At 44.1% G+C, this 16,816-nt stretch carries 9 protein-coding genes; 1 reads left to right on the top strand and 8 read right to left on the bottom strand.

Annotated features, from left to right (window positions below; genetic code table 11):
* The 8 genes from HMPREF0766_RS19030 to HMPREF0766_RS18995 form a co-directional block, all read right to left on the bottom strand.
* A partial coding sequence (locus HMPREF0766_RS19030; protein WP_169311226.1) for an MBG domain-containing protein occupies positions 1 to 7,377 on the bottom strand: 7,377 nt, incomplete at its 3' end.
* Positions 7,378 to 8,149: 772 nt separating this feature from the next.
* Complete coding sequence (locus tag HMPREF0766_RS19025; RefSeq protein WP_003000970.1) at positions 8,150 to 9,526, bottom strand: sensor histidine kinase; 1,377 nt, start codon at positions 9,524 to 9,526, stop codon at positions 8,150 to 8,152.
* Positions 9,526 to 10,206 (bottom strand): response regulator transcription factor, encoded by a 681-nt coding sequence (locus HMPREF0766_RS19020; RefSeq protein WP_003000968.1) that lies wholly within the window; start codon positions 10,204 to 10,206, stop codon positions 9,526 to 9,528. Before HMPREF0766_RS19020 ends, HMPREF0766_RS19025 begins: the two co-directional genes overlap by 1 nt.
* Positions 10,207 to 10,359: 153 nt before the next feature.
* Entirely contained in the window at positions 10,360 to 11,631 is a 1,272-nt protein-coding gene (gene bioA / locus HMPREF0766_RS19015) for an adenosylmethionine--8-amino-7-oxononanoate transaminase (protein ID WP_003000965.1), read from the bottom strand.
* On the bottom strand, positions 11,616 to 12,608 hold the full coding sequence (gene bioB / locus HMPREF0766_RS19010; protein ID WP_003000962.1) for a biotin synthase BioB: 993 nt from the start codon (positions 12,606 to 12,608) through the stop codon (positions 11,616 to 11,618). The genes bioA and bioB overlap by 16 nt, the downstream gene beginning before the upstream one ends.
* A 68-nt stretch (positions 12,609 to 12,676) precedes the next feature.
* Positions 12,677 to 13,297 (bottom strand): dethiobiotin synthase, encoded by a 621-nt coding sequence (gene bioD / locus HMPREF0766_RS19005; RefSeq protein WP_003000959.1) that lies wholly within the window; start codon positions 13,295 to 13,297, stop codon positions 12,677 to 12,679.
* 36 nt (positions 13,298 to 13,333) lie between these two features.
* Complete coding sequence (locus tag HMPREF0766_RS19000) at positions 13,334 to 14,446, bottom strand: aminotransferase class I/II-fold pyridoxal phosphate-dependent enzyme (protein WP_003000955.1); 1,113 nt, start codon at positions 14,444 to 14,446, stop codon at positions 13,334 to 13,336.
* Entirely contained in the window at positions 14,436 to 15,047 is a 612-nt protein-coding gene (locus tag HMPREF0766_RS18995; RefSeq protein WP_037460917.1) for a hypothetical protein, read from the bottom strand. Before HMPREF0766_RS18995 ends, HMPREF0766_RS19000 begins: the two co-directional genes overlap by 11 nt.
* Before the next feature lie 123 nt (positions 15,048 to 15,170).
* Between HMPREF0766_RS18995 and HMPREF0766_RS18990 the strand changes: the two genes are divergently transcribed.
* Complete coding sequence (locus HMPREF0766_RS18990) at positions 15,171 to 16,604, top strand: aminotransferase-like domain-containing protein (RefSeq protein WP_236590468.1); 1,434 nt, start codon at positions 15,171 to 15,173, stop codon at positions 16,602 to 16,604.
* Positions 16,605 to 16,816 lie beyond the last annotated feature (212 nt).

Below are 16,816 nucleotides of genomic sequence, written 5' to 3'. Positions count from 1 at the left end.
TGCATACGTAATCAGGTAGTTGGAAGCTGCCAGGTCGTTATTGCTGATTGCATACGTTCCAACATTTTCACCAGCTGCTCTTTTCAATGTTCCTGTGACTACGCTAGCGGCATCATTGTTGACCAGACCGGTGACTTTATATGTCAGAGCAGGATCAGATGAACCGTAAACCTTAGTGTTCGCATCGGCTGTAACGGTTAAGTTGGCCTTAGTAATCGTAAGATCTGCTCCTACATAAGTAATCGTGTAGTTGGATGCTGCCAGGTCGTTATTGCTGATTGCATACGTACCTACATTTTCACCTGTTGCACGTTTCAATGTCCCAGTCACTACAGTAGCCGCATCATTGTTGACCATACCTGTGACTTTATACGTCAGAGCAGGATCGGTTGTACCGTACACTTTCGTCTTCGCATCGGCTGTAACGGTTAAGTTGGCCTTAGTAATCGTAAGATCTGCTCCTACATAAGTAATCGTGTAGTTGGAAGCTGCCAGGTCGTTATTGCTGATTGCATACGTACCTACATTTTCACCTGTTGCACGTTTCAATGTTCCTGTGACTACAGTAGCCGCATCATTATTGACCATACCTGTGACTTTATAACTCAGAGCAGGATCGGTTGTTCCGTAAACCTTAGTCTTCGCATCGGCTGTAACGGTTAAGTTAGCCTTAGTGATGGTAAGGTTAGCTCCTACATAAGTAATCGTGTAGTTGGAAGCTGCCAGGTCGTTATTGCTGATTGTATACGTACCTACATTTTCACCTGTAGCGCGTTTCAATGTACCTGTGACTACAGTAGCCGCATCATTATTGACCATACCTATGACTTTATACGTCAGAGCAGGATCAGATGAACCGTAAATCTTAGTCTTCGCATCGGCTGTAACGGTTATGTTGGCCTTAGTGATGGTAAGATCTGCCCCTACATACGTAATCGTGTAGTTGGAAGCTGCCAGATCATTGTTGCTGATTGCATACGTTCCAACATTTTCACCTGTTGCACGTTTCAATGTTCCTGTGACTACAGTAGCTGCATCATTGTTGACCATACCTGTGACTTTATACGTCAGAGCAGGATCTGCTGTTCCATAAACCTTAGTCTTCGCATCGGCTGTAACTGTTAAGTTAGCCTTAGTGATGGTTAGGCTGCCATCCTGATAGGTGATGGCATAATTACCAGAAGTATATCCTCCGGGGATGATGAAATAGCTGCCCACGTTTTTGGCACCAATAGCCGTTCCGGTATAGCTTAAACTTCCCTGCAGGTTCTGTTCATTTTCTCCATGCACAAAGCCATTGTAAACAACACCATTGCCAGTAGCATAAACCTGTCCATCGTACACTTTATTAAAGTTATTGGCGGTTATGGTCAGTGCTTTTGGTTGTACATTGACGGTAAAACTTACCGGGATTGCCGATGTATGATTGCCATCTCCGGGCTGACTGGCTGTAATGATGGCCGTTCCTGCTGCCAGAATCTGCACCTGTCCGGAAGTATTGACCGAAACCACTGCAGGGTTGCTGCTGGCATAGTTTACTGCCAATCCAGAGGAAGCAATGGCCGAAGCATCAACCCCTGCGCTGCCATAGGTCAGCTGCTGGATTGCACCTGATAACTGGCTATTGAACGTAATGACATTGGCGCCCGATTGGACAATGCCCAGCGTACCGCTTTTATAATCGAAACTGTAGTTGGTAGCGGTCAGTCCGCTTGGTGTAATCGAATAGTTGCCTGTATTGATTGCTCCCTGAGCGCTGCCGCCATACTCAAGCGCACCGTCCAATACCGATGGGCCTTCGCCAAGGGCAAAACCGCTGTAACTTACGCCATTGCCGCCACTATAGGCAATGCCGTCGTAGGTCTTGCTAAAGTCATTTGCAGTAACGGTTAATAGCTTTTTAGTAACTTCTACCTGAAAGGCAATTGGCGTTGCTGAACCAAAATTGGTATCGCCAGCCTGACTAGCAGTTATGGTAGCTATACCGGTTTTGAGGATACTCACCTGACCTGATGCATTTACAGTGGCTACAGAAGGATTATTACTCTGATATGTTGCTACCAGTCCAGAACTCGCAATGACAGAAGCATTGATATCGGCATCGCCATAGGTTTTAACCAAGGTGCTGCCCGCAGTTTGGGCATTAAAGGTGAGTACGTTTACGTTGTTGAGCGATATGCTGAGCTGCCCGTTTACATAGCTGATGGCATAGTTGGACGAGCTCAGTCCGCTTGGCACAATGCCATAGCTGCCCGTATTGACCGCTCCCTGCGAGCTGCCGCCATACTCAAGTGTTCCCGACAGCACGGTTTGATCTTCGCCAAGGGCAAAGGCGCCGTAGCTTACGCCGTTGCCACCGCTGTAGGCCGAACCATCGTACACCTTGCTGAAGTTGTTGGCCGTAATGGTCAATGGTTTTGGCGTAATGGCCGCAGTAGCGGTGGAAAGGTCGCTGGTGTTGGCCACTTTATAGTTTCCTGCCTGTGCACCGGCTAACACTACACTGGTGATGGGCAGCATCATCGTTTTGGCAGTTCCTGCATCCTTGGTATCGTATTGGGCCGTGGCTGAGCTTAAACTTAACTGTACATCGTCACTGTTCAGTACATCGCCGCTGGCCAGCTCCAGGTCGGTAGCCTGCATGGTTCCAGCCGTACTTGCATCGTACACTTTGGTAAATATCGCATCAGGCTTGATGCTCACCGTAACCGTCTTTTGATTGACGGTCAGACTGAAAACCACGTCCGCTGCGGGCTCGTAACCGTTGCCACCCGTCTGGCTGGCGGTAATGTTCACCGTTCCTGCCTTTTTTATCTTTAACTTCCATTTATTACCATCGCTGGCATCCTGGTAGGCCTCGGCAATGCTGTTATCTGCCGATAGATAAGACACTGTAAGACCCGAACTTGCCGTTGCTCCTGGTTCAAAAGCGGCATCGCCATAGGTTTTGGTGATTGCCGCAATTGGGTTAATGGTTTGGGGCTGCACCAACGCTTCGTAGGCACCCATATCTATGCTGCTGCCCGTTAAACGTGGGCTGCCTGCCAAATCCTTATCGGCTGTAAGGTTACCACCATTGCTTGTGTACAGCGTGTTATCGCCTGCGCCAATGGCGGGGCTGCCTGGTTTAAGGCTGTAATCGCCGTTGGTATTGGGTGTATTGGTGTTTGTAGGCAATGTAGGGTTGGTAAATATTGGATTTGCGGTGATATTGTTTCCACCAGCAATTTTACCAGTTACCACACCATAGCTGCTGTAGTTGACATTGATGGTAGCAGCACCATCATCGTTCCTGATATCCGAAGCATCGGCATTGGTGGTTTTGGTATTGCCATAAACAATGGTGTTGATTAAATTGGTAATAGTGTTGGAGGTTTTGGTATTGATACCACCACCATCGTTACCAGCGTAATTACCGGCTATGGTACAGTTTAAAAAGGTATCAGTACCACCCCGTTCTTTAAAAATAGCGCCGCCCCAGTTGGCACTGTTGCCCGTGATGCTGCTGTTGTTCACCTTAACGGAAGAATTCAAACTGTAAACAGCACCGCCTGCATCTGCTGCGGTATTGCCCGCAAATTTACTTTGACTGATGATTGGGCGGGAACTGTCATTATACATCGCGCCGCCGTTGCTTGTTGCCGTATTATTGCTTAGCGTTACGCTGCTTAGCCTGGGGGATGAATTGTAATTAAACATCCCGCCACCGCCGTAATTTGTTGCCCTATTATTACTTAGCGTTACATTACTTAATGTTGGGGAGGAAGTGGAATTAAACATCCCACCGCCAAAAGCTGCTGTATTATCGCTTAGCGTTACGCTGCTTAATGTTGGGGAGGACCTGTAATTATACATCGCGCCGCCGTTAGTTGTTGCCGTATTATTGCTTAGCGTTACGCTGCTTAATATTGGGGAGGAACTCTCATTATACACGCCACCACCACTATTAGTTGCCTTATTATTGCTTAGCGTTACGTTGCTTAATGTTGAGGAGGAATTGTAATTATACATTGCGCCGCCAAAAGTTGCCGTATTGTTGCTTAGCTTTACATTGTTTAATGTTGAGGAGGAATTGTAATTATACACCCCGCCACCACTATTAGTTGCCTTATTATTGCTTAGCGTTACATTGCTTAATGTTGGGGAGGAACTGTCATTATATATCCCACCACCTCTAGATCTGTAAACTAAAACTCCGTTAACGGAGATGATGCTCGTACCATTATTGGCATTGCCGCCGGTAAGGGTAAAACCGTTAAGCTCGGCTGTGCCCGCATCACCTGCAGAAATAAGCACGTGGTAGGCATTGTCACTAATATCTTCGGCTACACCTAAATCGCCACTGAGGGTGGTGGTGGTAGTAATGCTAAAATCACGTTGGCTAATATCGGTTTCTGTACCTGCAAAGCCACCGTATAGTTTTACATCTTTCACCATTACAAAAGCCTTGTCGCGGTCGGTGGTAGGAGCGTTATTGTCATCTACCTCGGCAGCTTTGTACAAGGGTTTATAGGTACCTTTGGCCACCCATATTTGTTTAATGGCGGTATTGGTTTTGGCGGCCAGCAGGGCATCGGCCAGTTCAGATGCGGCATTAGCCCAGCTGCTACCATTGCCTGCACTACCCTGCTTTACATACAGGATACCATTGGCAGCAGGCACCATAGATACAATGGTATTGCCACTTTGCACCTCGTATGCACCAATATCTACTTTGTTATCTCTGGTGCGGCTGTTACCGGCCAAATCTGTGAGGGTATTTACCAACGCATTGTTGCCCGCATTAATAGCCGGGCTGTTTGCCTTTAGGGTAAGATTGCCGTTGGGTGCATCGGTAAACAATTGTGCGGCGGTATATGCCGCCACAGGGTTACTTACCGGACCACCGGTTTGCTGTATAAAGTTATTGGCTCCCGTTACCGAGCCACTGAGCACGCCATCGGCAATAAAGCTATCATTTACCCATAGGATGCTATTATTTAAAGCGAAATTGTTCCCATTGGTAAAAATAGACTGGCCGTTTAGTAAATTACTTGAAACAGTATTACCATAAAAGGTACAATTGGTTATCGAAGGTGCTGAAGCATCGTTATAAAAGGCGCCCCCGCTTCCAACGGCAGTGTTGTTATAAAACAAGGTATTGGTAAACTTTGATGATGAATTATTCTGATTATAAACCGCACCGCCATTACCAAAGCTTGAGGTTGCTCTGTTATTTTTAAAAATACTATTTACAATAATTGGTGCTGAGCCAACATTAAACATTGCCCCACCATAACGGGCACCTGTATTGCCATCGAAAATACAGTTGGTTATTACCGGGTTTGACAAAGAATTGTACATTGCACCAGCATAAGCGGTATTTGCATTGGTTGCACTGTTATTTGTAAAACTGCAATTGCCAATGATGGGCGATGCATTGCTATTAAACATTGCCCCGCCTCTTTGAGGGGTTGTGTTTTGATTAAAAATACAGTTTAAAATAGTTGGCGATGAGTCGACATTGTACATGCCACCTCCATTAGCCTGGTAAATGGTCTTTTGATTAACCGTAATGGCATTGATACCCGTACCATTGGCATTGCCGCCAGTAAGGGTAAAACCATCGAGCTGGGCAGTGCCTGCATCACCTGCAGAAATAAGCACGTGGTAGGCATTGTCACTAATATCGCTGGCTGTGCCTAAATCGCCGCTGAGGATGGTTTTGTTGCCGGCAATACTAAAATCCCGGTGGCCAATATCAGCTTCGGTTCCTGCAAAGCCACCATACAGTTTTACATCTTTCACCATTAAAAACGTGTTGTCCCTGTCATTTGGGTTGGTCCCATTAAGGTTATCAGGACGGTATTTTGGTTTGTAGGTACCTTTGGCTACCCATATTTGTTTAATAGCGGTATTGCTTTTTGCGGCCAGCAGGGCATCGGCCAGCTCGGGAGCGGCATTGGTCCAGCTGCTGCCATTAAAGCTGCCTGCTCCATTTTGCTTTACGTAAATGATACCTGCGGCATCGGGTTGCAGTACTATGCTCTGGTCCTCGTAAGCGCCCATATCTATAGTAGTACCCATGAGGCGCGGATTGCCGCCCAGGTCTTTATCAGTACCCAAGCTATTGTTGTTGGCATCATTATCTGTGCTTTCGTAAAGCGCATTATCGCCCTTGCCAACTGTTGGGCTGGTTTTTACCATCTGCAGCCCGTCATCGGCCGTGCCATAAAAACCATCGGCTCCGGCAGGACTAGCTGCATTGAGCCATTGTGGGGTATTGGCGGCATCGTTTGCGTTCAGGTTGCCATCTGCAGCGGAGGTATTCCCCTGCAACAGGCTGTACCGAATAACAGGGTCGGAGCCGTTTTGCTTGCCCACGCTAAGCGTTCCGGTATTTCCCCATACCACTGTGTTGACAATGGTAAGCGCAGAATTATTATGAAAAATAGCCTGGTTACTAACACTGTTGGATGACGAATTTTTATAAATGGTACAATTTATCAAAGTTTGGGGCCTATTAGCCGCAGATGAGCTGTTAAAAATAGCCGGGCCCCTAATGGCCGTGTTTGAAATGAAAAGACTGTTTGAAATGGTAGCAGGTTGATTGGATCCCGAATTGCCCATACCGCCACCGCCATGGCTACCACTGGTACCTGTTACCTTATTGTTTTCGAATACACAGCTCCTGATTGCCGGCTTTGAGTTTTCATTATACATACCTCCACCTACGGCAAATACCGTATTGTTGGAGAACACACAATTGGTAATGATTGAGTTGCTGTTGCTTACATTGGCCATGCCAGCCCCTTTTCCAAAGGTACTGCTGGCCTTACCCGAGGTATTGATAATGGTATTATTGGTAAACAGGCAGTTCGTGACCGTGGGCGATGAAGTGTAATTGTACATCCCAGCACCATACACATTGTCGGTGGCAGCTGTCAGGGTTCCACCAGTAATGGTAAATCCATCCAAAAGTGCAGTAACCATTAGGTAATTAGCACCGTTATTGATTACCCTGTTACCGTTACCCCTCAAAGTAGAAGTATAGACTCTCCAATTACGGTCGGCAAGTACAGGGTTTCCAGCATCGGGGAAACCGCCATATATCTTTACACCGTTTTTCATGGCAAAACTGTTACCAACGGACGGCTGGTACTGGCCCTTGGCTACCCAAACCTGGTCATTTGCCGAGGAATTGTTGATCATCAGCTGCAGATTATCACTGGCATTAGCCCAGCTATTGCCATTTTTATTGCCCGCCCCACTCGGAGTTACATAACGGGTGGTTTGCGCAAGGCTGGTTAAGCCATAAAATGCAAAAAGAAATAGTAGTAATGGTCTTTTCATAAAAATTAGCGGTGTATGGAGTGACAAATGTAGGTTTACCATCATAGGGTTGCTAAGAAAAGGGAGGACAAAAAACGGACAACTATTATTTGAGATGAAATTGGTTAGCGTAAACGTTGTCATAAGCTTTTTCTACTTGCTGTAAGTAGAGTTGCCGAACGGCAAAGGTTGATCCATAGAAGTTCTGAACCTCTCTCTAACTCTTCCGAAAAGCCGGAACAGGTTTTCTTTAGAAATAACAGGTTGTAGCTTCACGGGGATAAGTGTTAATGGTAGCGTATGCCGGTGTCCCCACCGGCAGCATAGCAATTCTGAATTTATCATTAAGCGTCTCCGCCAAATGACGCTGATAAATAGTTAAGTTGATGTGAGTTTCCTTGCTGAGGGATTTTATATTATAAACATTAGAACCTCTCCATAACCCTCTCCTTAAAAAGTAGAGGGAATACGTTTCGTTTTATAACTCTTCTCTACTTGCTGTAAGTAGAGGTGCCGAAGAGCAGAGAGGTTGTTCCATAGAAGTTCTGAACCTTTCTCTAACTCTTCCGAAAAGCCAGAACAGGTTTTCTTTAGAAATAACAGGTTGTAGCTTCACGGGAATAAGTATTAATGGTCGCGTATGCCGGTGTCCCCACCGGCAGTATCGTAATTCCGGATTTATCATTTGGCGTCCCCGCCAAATGACGCTGTTAAATATTAAAGTTGATGTGAGTTTCCTGGCGGAGGGCTTTTATATTATAAATGTTATAACCTCTCCCTAACCCTTCCGACAAGCCGGAACAGATTCTCCTTAGAAATGAGAGGGAATTATCTTCAATTAAGTATTCATCAGTACCGGGAGTGTCACCGTAAATGTTGTACCTGTTTCAGTAGAGGAAACGACAGTAATATCTCCTTTGTGCAGAGAAATAATTTTCCTGGTAAGTGGTAATCCTATTCCGTTACCTTCTGCAAACATTTTATTTTGTCCCCGAAAGAAAGGTGTAAAAATATGCTGCAAATCTTCTTCCGAAATCCCGATACCCTCATCGGAAAAACGTAATGTTATACTGGTGGCTGTAAAGGAAACCGTAAGCCGGCACTGTTTATCGTCTGAAAACTTACAACCGTTCTCAAACAAATTGGCAAATGCGACCATCAGCAGGTAACTATTGCCGTTTACAGATATTTGCTTATCATGCTCAAAATCGTTTTCAAAATTAATGGATATCTTATAATCCTTATCTACTTTCTGTACCTGCAACTGTGCATCCAGTAAGATTTCATCCACACGCACTGACTTAAAAGAGATGTCTACAGGGTCGTAAGTAGCTTTTGCAAAATCCAAAAGGCTGTTCGACAAGCGACCTAATTTTTTTGCATCATTCAGCGTATTTCGGATCACTTCCTGATATTCGACTATACTTCTTTCCCGGGAAGTAGACAATTCCAGTTCGGCTGTTATAGCAGCCAGCGGCGTACGAAGTTCATGTGCTACATTTGATACAAACTGTTTTTGGGCATCAAATGAGTTTTCAAGTCTGTTTAACAGATCATTGAATGTCTCTGCGAGCTCCGTAAGTTCATCTTTAGCATGACCTGTATCTAATCTCATATGCAGGCTGGTTGTAGAGATTTGACGTGCCCTCTCGGTCATTTCACGTACAGGGGCAAACGCCCTTTGTGAAAAAAACCGCCCTGCCACATAGATGAAAAGGATAGATACCACAAATACAAGAATACTAACCCAAAGCATATTAGCCAGTTTATTATAGCCGTATTGATCGTAGGCTGCGGCCGTAATTATATACGTTTTACCCTTGTACACATGTCTTATACCTATCACCTGCCAGTCATTAAGGTAAAACTGTACTTCACCTTTATTGTAAATCTGATCAATCATCGACAGGTTCTCTTTGACGACGTCAATATCTACAGCATCATGATAGAGAAGTTGAAAATCGTGAGTATAGATAGCTACCTCTACCTCATTGATTATCTTACGGTTATTGTGATATATACTTTGCAGGGTTCGCACATCTACTCCTGCGGTGAAAAATAAATTAGCTTTGGTAACTGCTTCTTTTTTTAACAAAGCATAGAATTCCTTTTGCCGGTTTTGCTTGGCAGAAAAATACAGGACCGCCCCAAAAATCAGCAGTATAGTCGCTGTAATAAGTGTAAATAACAGGGTCAGTCTCGCTCTTGCTCCCATTACGCATTTCTTAGAATAAATCCCATTCCCGGCTTGGTATGAATAAGTTTATGATTAAAGTCCTTATCTATTTTTTTACGTAGGTAATTAATATATACATCAATAAAATTGGTACCTGTATCAAAATGTGTTTCCCACACATTTTCCGCTATATCGGATCGGGACAGCACCTTTTCGGGATGACTTAAAAAATACTGAAGCAGGTTAAATTCTTTGGGTGTAAGTTCGATTTCTATACCGGCTCGCTTCACCATCTTGGTATTAAGGTTCATTTCCAGATCATGATATTTCAACACGAAAGATGCAACACTCGCAGATTGATCCTTACGTTTCAATAAAGCACGTATACGGGCAATCAGTTCTCTCATTTCAAAAGGCTTGACCAGATAATCGTCTGCTCCCGCATCAAATCCTTCGACTTTATTATCTGTGGTACCCAATGCCGTCAGCATAATAATAGGAAGATCCGGCTTCAGTTGGCGCACTTCTTTACACAAGTCTAATCCGTCAATCTTTGGCAGAATAATATCCGTAATAATGAGGCTAAAATCATGCTGTAAGGCCAATTTCTTACCAGACATTCCATCGTAGGCCAGCATCGTCTGAAATCCCTGCTCCCGGACTGCACGTTCAATCAGTTGTGCTACTCTCAGATCATCTTCAATAATAAGGATATCCATGCTTGTATATTTTCAGCATCAAATTTCGGCATTATTCTTAAGATAGACCAATAAAGTTGATATCCAAAAACAAATGTGGCTCTTGATACTCACGAAGAAGCTACTGATACATTCCCGAATATCACTTACCTCCCCTTGCAAAATATGTATATCTTATAAGGAATCTAATGCTTCCAGTATCGTCTCATAGATATAAGCCAGATCATCATCTGTTATACAGTATGGAGGAACCAGATAAATAATATTGCCTAAAGGTCGAAGCAGAATACCTTTGCTCAGAAAATAAGGATACAGTTTATCGTGCATATCACTGAAATAGGAAGTCTCTTCTCCTGTTCTCCATTCCAATGCCAGAATGGTTCCCTGCTGTCTGACGTCTTCTACTTGATGATGTAATCGTAACTTTGCTGCAAAGCGTTCATGTTGCAGTACTATCCGTTGAATATTCTCTAAAGTACGCTCTTGCAGCAGAAGCTCCATACTGGCCAAAGCCGCTGTACAGGCCAGCGGACTGGCCGTGAAAGAATGACCGTGAAAAAGAGCCTTTTTCTTATCATCGGAGTAGAACGCTTCATATATTACATCCGAACAGGTCGTCAGTCCTAAAGGCATAGTTCCTCCGGTCAGTCCTTTAGAGAAACACATCACATCAGAATATGCAGACAGATAATCCGCAGCAAACAAACGTCCGGTACGACCAAAGCCTACAAATATTTCATCCTGTATCAGCAATATACCTTTGTTACGGCAATACTCCATCAGTATACTCAGATCCTCAGGTTTATGCATTAACATTCCCGCAGCCCCCTGCACAAGAGGCTCATATACAAAACAAGCCAGCTCATCTGCATACTGATCTATAGTAATAAACAGCGTGTTTATATTCGCTTCCGTAGGGACATCAATAAAGATCACCTCGAAGAGCATATCCACAAAGGGAGCTGTCCACACTCCCCTTCCGCTTACAGACATAGCTCCAAATGTATCGCCGTGATAGGAGTTTTTAAAAGCCAGTATTTTAGTTCGTTTCAGCCCCTGATTATAGTGATACTGTATACACATTTTGAGCGCTACTTCTATAGCAGTGGAACCATTATCCGTATAGAATACTTTCTTCTGATTAGACGGAAGCAGCCTGAGCAGATTCTCAGATAGCCTGATAGCCGGCTCATGCGTAAATCCGGCAAATATCACCTGCTCCAGTGTAAGCAACTGCTCAGAGACACGTTCGGCAATATAAGGATGAGCATGTCCATGCAAAGTAACCCACCAGGAAGAGACCGCATCAATATAACGATTACCTTTATCATCATAAAGATATGCACCATTGCCACGGACAATAGGTATAATATCTTCCGCACCTTTCATCTGCGTATACGGATGCCAGTTGACTTTTCGGTCTCGTTCTCTTAATGTACCTGACATGAGCTTTCGCTTTTTTTGTTTTCCATAGGTTTTAATCCCAGATTCCGGAACATCTGCATATCTTCCGATACTCCCGGATTGGGTGTTACAAGCAAGGTTTCGCGTTCTCCTGTAAAAATAGAATTGGCACCTGCCATGAAACACCAGGCTTGCTCTGTCTCCGTCATCTCAATACGTCCGGCACTAAGGCGCACGACGGATGCCGGCATGACAATACGGGCTGTAGCAATCATACGCACCATATCCCATATATCGACTTTAGGATTATGCTCTAAAGGTGTTCCTTTAACCCGTGCCAAAGCATTGACCGGAACAGATTCAGGATGTTTTGGCATAGTAGCCAATGTCAGTAACATGGATATACGATCTTTATGTGTTTCTCCAAGACCTATAATACCTCCTGAACAGACAGTGATACCGGCTTTCCGCACATGATTGATCGTATTGATACGGTTATCAAACTTACGTGTCGAGATAATCTCCTCATAATACTGTTCTGAAGTATCCAGATTATGATTATAGGCATGTAATCCCGCATCTCTTAACCGGACGGCCTGCTCTTCGGTCAACATACCTAAAGTACAACAGACTTCAAGTCCCAGATCATTTACCCCCTTTACCATATCAATGACACGGTCAAAATCCCGGTTATCACGAACTTCTCTCCAGGCTGCCGCCATACAAAAACGGGTTGAACCCGAATCTTTTGCTTTCTGAGCATGGGCAATAACGGTCTCTGTCGGCAACAAAGCTTGTACTTTGATATCTGTATGATACCTAGCTGCCTGTCCGCAATAGGAACAATCTTCAGGGCACCCTCCTGTTTTGACAGACAGTAATGTGCACACCTGCACTTCTGATGCACGGTGCCATTCTCTGTGCACCGTAGCTGCACGATAGACCAATTCAAGCAACGGCTGATCGTAGATTTCCTGAATCTCTTCTTTCGTCCAGTTGTTTCTGATTGCTGTATTCATAATTCTTCTGATAATTTATATTTTTTTAATATTTCGTAGGCACATATATCTATATTGTACCCTTATAACTAATTAATCTTATCAAACCGGTCACAGCATACACGATCCACCTCCTGAGAACTTAAAGATTCCAGATCCGGTATGCGCAAAATGGACGTTGCAGAACCTACAGCCCTGCAGATAATCCTTTCGCTATGCGGATTGAATGATCCGTTGAGTATCAGATGACGAATCGGTATATTCCGTTGTTGGAGAGCCGCAAGGGAAAGTAAACTGTGATTGATACAGCCCAGATAATCTCTGATCACAAGAGCTGCCGGAATAGATAGTTTAGAAATCAGATCAATGATAAACGCTTCCTCATTGATCGGAACAAACAATCCGCCGGCACCTTCCACCACCAATGGCCGTGGAGTGTCCGGAAGTTCGAAATCTTCCAAAGCTATCTGTAGGTTTTCGGCTGCTGCAGATTCATGAGGAGAAGCTGCTAACCGTAATCTGTAGCGCTCAGGGTGAATAATAGCATGCTTGCCTGCCAACTCCCTTACCAGCATGCTGTCTGAATAATGGAGATCTCCGGATTGTATAGGTTTCCAATAATCAGCCCCCCAAAATCTGGTCAGTACAGCTGCACAAACAGTCTTCCCTATACCTGTTCCTATTCCGCTAATAAAAATCTGTTGCTTCATATCGTAAATATTCTCTTTCTGATGGCTCAATGCTATCTATAGTATACTATTAATTTCTGCTGTTAGTAAATCTATCTCCTCTTCCGTGTTATACTGATGGAGGCAGATGCGGAGACGCTCCTGCCCTTCTTCTACGGCAGGACTATGGACAGCATAGGTTTGTAGTCCCTTCTTCTGAAGTTGTTGCTGCAGATGGATCAATACCTTATGCTGCGGAATGATAACCGCTTGAATAGGACTCTTCGGATCTGAAACGGAAGGAATCTTTCTTTGGCCGAAATAAGCTATCCGTCTTCTCAATTGATCTGAAAGTTCAGAATGCTCTCTCAAAAACGTATACCCCAATCGTATGTGACGTGCAAACAGATCCGGACAAGCGGTACTGTAGATAAAAGGAGATGCAAAATTGATAAGGTAAGATTTGAGCAACTCCTCACCCAATACAACTGCACCATGAGCTCCCAAAGCTTTACCATAGGTAATCACTGTTGCAAAGATGTGCTTTTGTAAACCGTACTGATGTACCAGACCATATCCAAAGACACCAAATGCGTGTGCTTCGTCTATGATAAGCGCAGCCTTGTATCGTCGGGCCAACACGACAAGCTCATTCAGGGGAGCAAAATCACCATCCATGGAGTATAAGCTCTCCACTACTACATAAATCTGACCACCGGCTCTCCTCAGCTTATCTTCCAGACTATTCAGATCATTATGTCTGAATTTCCACTTTTGAGCGGCAGACAGGGTTGCACCGTCATGTACTGACCGATGAATCCGTTCGTCCATTATAATTGTATCTCCACGGCCGGGCAAAGCAGATAAAAGTGCCATATTGGCCAGATAACCAGAGGCAAAGAGCAAGCCTGCTGCGTGCCCGTGCAGTGCAGCAATTTCTTGTTCTGCCTGCATTTTTTCATAAGAATTACCACTGATGAGCCTCGATCCTGTAGCACCTCCCAGAATCGAAGAATCAGCATATATCTCCTTTGCCAGTTGCTTATGGATAACCGAATTGCGGGCCAGGCCCAGATAATCATTAGAGAAAAAGTCAATCCCTTGCTCAGGAATCTTCAAACTTCTCAAATTACCTTTACCTGCCCTTAACTTCAGCTTATCGCTCAGACGTTCAGAAAGACTATTCATCATGCTTTACATCCAACGCTATGGCTGCTACCCATTCTTCAAACAACTGCTGCTCCAGATCCTGTATCTTCTTTGCGTGCACTTCCCAGTCGGATGCAAAGCCTTCCAGCTGATGAATCATTTCTTCCAGATGCCCCTCTTCTTCCAGAATAATAGATTTGACCATAACCTTACTCTTGGATGCATCGAGTACCTGCTGATAAATCGGATATAAATCATCTGCACGTACTTCAATAGCATATGTCACAAATAAATAAGCCGCATATTTGAGTTCATTATTCCTTAAACCAAAGGTATTTTTGAGATAACGGCAGGCATATATGTCCAACTGCTGCAGATAATTCCGCGTACAGGCTGAGGCAATAAGCTCTTCAGTCCTGTATGTCTTACAAGTATGGATATTAGTCTTCGCAATCTGCTTCTTGAGGTAATAGGCATGGCGATGCTCTTCGGCTGCATGTTTCAATTGTATCAGATTTACATCTGTCGTATGTTCACAGGCAGATATTTTTCGTGCACCGGCATTTTCCATAAAGGAAAGCGTATTCAGCCATTTCGCATGAAGCACATCATTATCCACAATGTGTTGAAGTAGATTGTACATATCGATCTCTTTAATTTGGGTCAAATGTAGTATCTTGCCGGACATTAAATATGTACCAGTTTTTATATTATGGCTAGTCCGGTTAGTGTTCCATACCAAAGTTTTATTCAAATTGATCGAAATTTGGACTGTTCTGTATACTTACAGATCAGCAATCAATTGATAAATGCTATACAACGAGGTTTTCTGACTGCAGGAACTAAATTGCCCGGCACCCGGACTTTAGGAAACTTACTGCAGATTCACAGAAACACCATAGTCGCTGCCTACGATGAATTACACGCACAAGGTTGGGTGGACATGCGCCCTAACCAAGGCACATTTGTATTGGTTAAATCTGATGATAAACCTTACAAAATCCGGTCTGCCCAACAAAATCAACTTGCCGTATATCCATCTTCTACAGGATATTCATTCCGAAAATCTATTCTATTGGACAATCCGTTTGAACATTCAGCCTGTGAATATGTCTTTAATGACGGTATACCAGATATACGACTTACGCAGATAGACCATCTTTCCAGTTTATACAGTGCCAACCTGAAACGTAAGAGCAACCATAAGAAATTAGGGTACTACAATCATGACGGAAGCGAATATTTCAAAAAGAATTTATCCAATTATCTTAATCTGTCCCGTGGTCTGCATATTTCAAAAGATAATATTCTGATCACACGCAGTACAGAAATGAGTGTATACATTGCGTCTGAAATTCTGCTTTCTGCCGGAGAACTCGTATTAGTGGGAGAGATGAGTTATTTTTCGGTCAATATGATCTTTCAAAAATCCGGAGCACATATTATGTCTGTACCTATAGACGAAGAAGGTATAGATGTAGATGCCGTCAGAGAAATATGTGAACGGCAACAGGTACGCATGCTGTATATCACGCCGCACCACCACTATCCTACTACAGTCACCCTCAGTGCAGAGCGTCGTATTGCATTGTTAGATCTGGCCTCCCAATTCGGATTTATTATACTGGAAGACGATTATGACTATGACTTTCACTACGACAAAGCTCCGGTACTTCCATTAGCCAGTGCCGATACAAATGGTATGGTCGTCTATATAGGTTCTTTTGGCAAATCTCTGGCACCGGGATTCCGGACAGGTTTTATTGTTGCTCCGCAAAATCTGATGATTGAAATGCGAAAACATCTGGGTATTATTGACCGGCAAGGGGATATTATGATGGAACAGGTCCTGGGAGAAATGATAGAAGAAGGAGACATTCATCGCTACCTCAAAAAATCGCTTAAAGTATATCAGGAGCGCAGAGATTATTTCGCTTCCCTTCTGGAACAACATCTGCATGAATATCTGGATTTCAGAAAACCTTCCGGTGGACTTGCGGTATGGGCGACCTGGAAACAGCCGATCAATCTCCTTCAATTAAGCCGTTCCTGTGCCAGAAACAATCTTTTTATCCCGCGCACATTACTATACCAAAATGTATCAATTACAGCTACGAGACTCGGTTTTGGACATTTTACAACTGCAGAAATGGAAGAAAGTATAGCGATACTTTATCAGGCTGTACTATCTCAGCAGTAAAACTTACGAGGCTTGACTGGACTACTCTTCTCTCCCTTCTTAGGAGAGATGCCCGAAGGGCAGAGAGGTTAGTAATCCGATCTGTATAGCAGACTGTGGGTGGGGACAGCAACTGACACGCCAACTGCGTTTGCGGTGTCCACACCAGCAACCTATAGCGGCACAAGCAACATGCTTGCGCCAGAAAAAAGCCAACAATTAAACCAAATTAA

The organism is Sphingobacterium spiritivorum ATCC 33861, assembly GCF_000143765.1.
Lineage (GTDB): Bacteria > Bacteroidota > Bacteroidia > Sphingobacteriales > Sphingobacteriaceae > Sphingobacterium > Sphingobacterium spiritivorum.
The sequence above is the reverse complement of the archived record's forward strand: the minus strand, read 5'-3'. Positions and strand labels throughout refer to the sequence as shown.

Coding starts and splice junctions, on each gene's coding strand:
- HMPREF0766_RS19020 (WP_003000968.1), bottom strand. CDS start 10,206: ATGGATATCCTTATTATTGAAGATGATCTGAGAGTAGCACAACTGATT.
- HMPREF0766_RS19025 (WP_003000970.1), bottom strand. CDS start 9,526: ATGGGAGCAAGAGCGAGACTGACCCTGTTATTTACACTTATTACAGCG.
- bioA (WP_003000965.1), bottom strand. CDS start 11,631: ATGTCAGGTACATTAAGAGAACGAGACCGAAAAGTCAACTGGCATCCG.
- bioB (WP_003000962.1), bottom strand. CDS start 12,608: ATGAATACAGCAATCAGAAACAACTGGACGAAAGAAGAGATTCAGGAA.
- HMPREF0766_RS18995 (WP_037460917.1), bottom strand. CDS start 15,047: ATGTACAATCTACTTCAACACATTGTGGATAATGATGTGCTTCATGCG.
- HMPREF0766_RS19000 (WP_003000955.1), bottom strand. CDS start 14,446: ATGATGAATAGTCTTTCTGAACGTCTGAGCGATAAGCTGAAGTTAAGG.
- bioD (WP_003000959.1), bottom strand. CDS start 13,297: ATGAAGCAACAGATTTTTATTAGCGGAATAGGAACAGGTATAGGGAAG.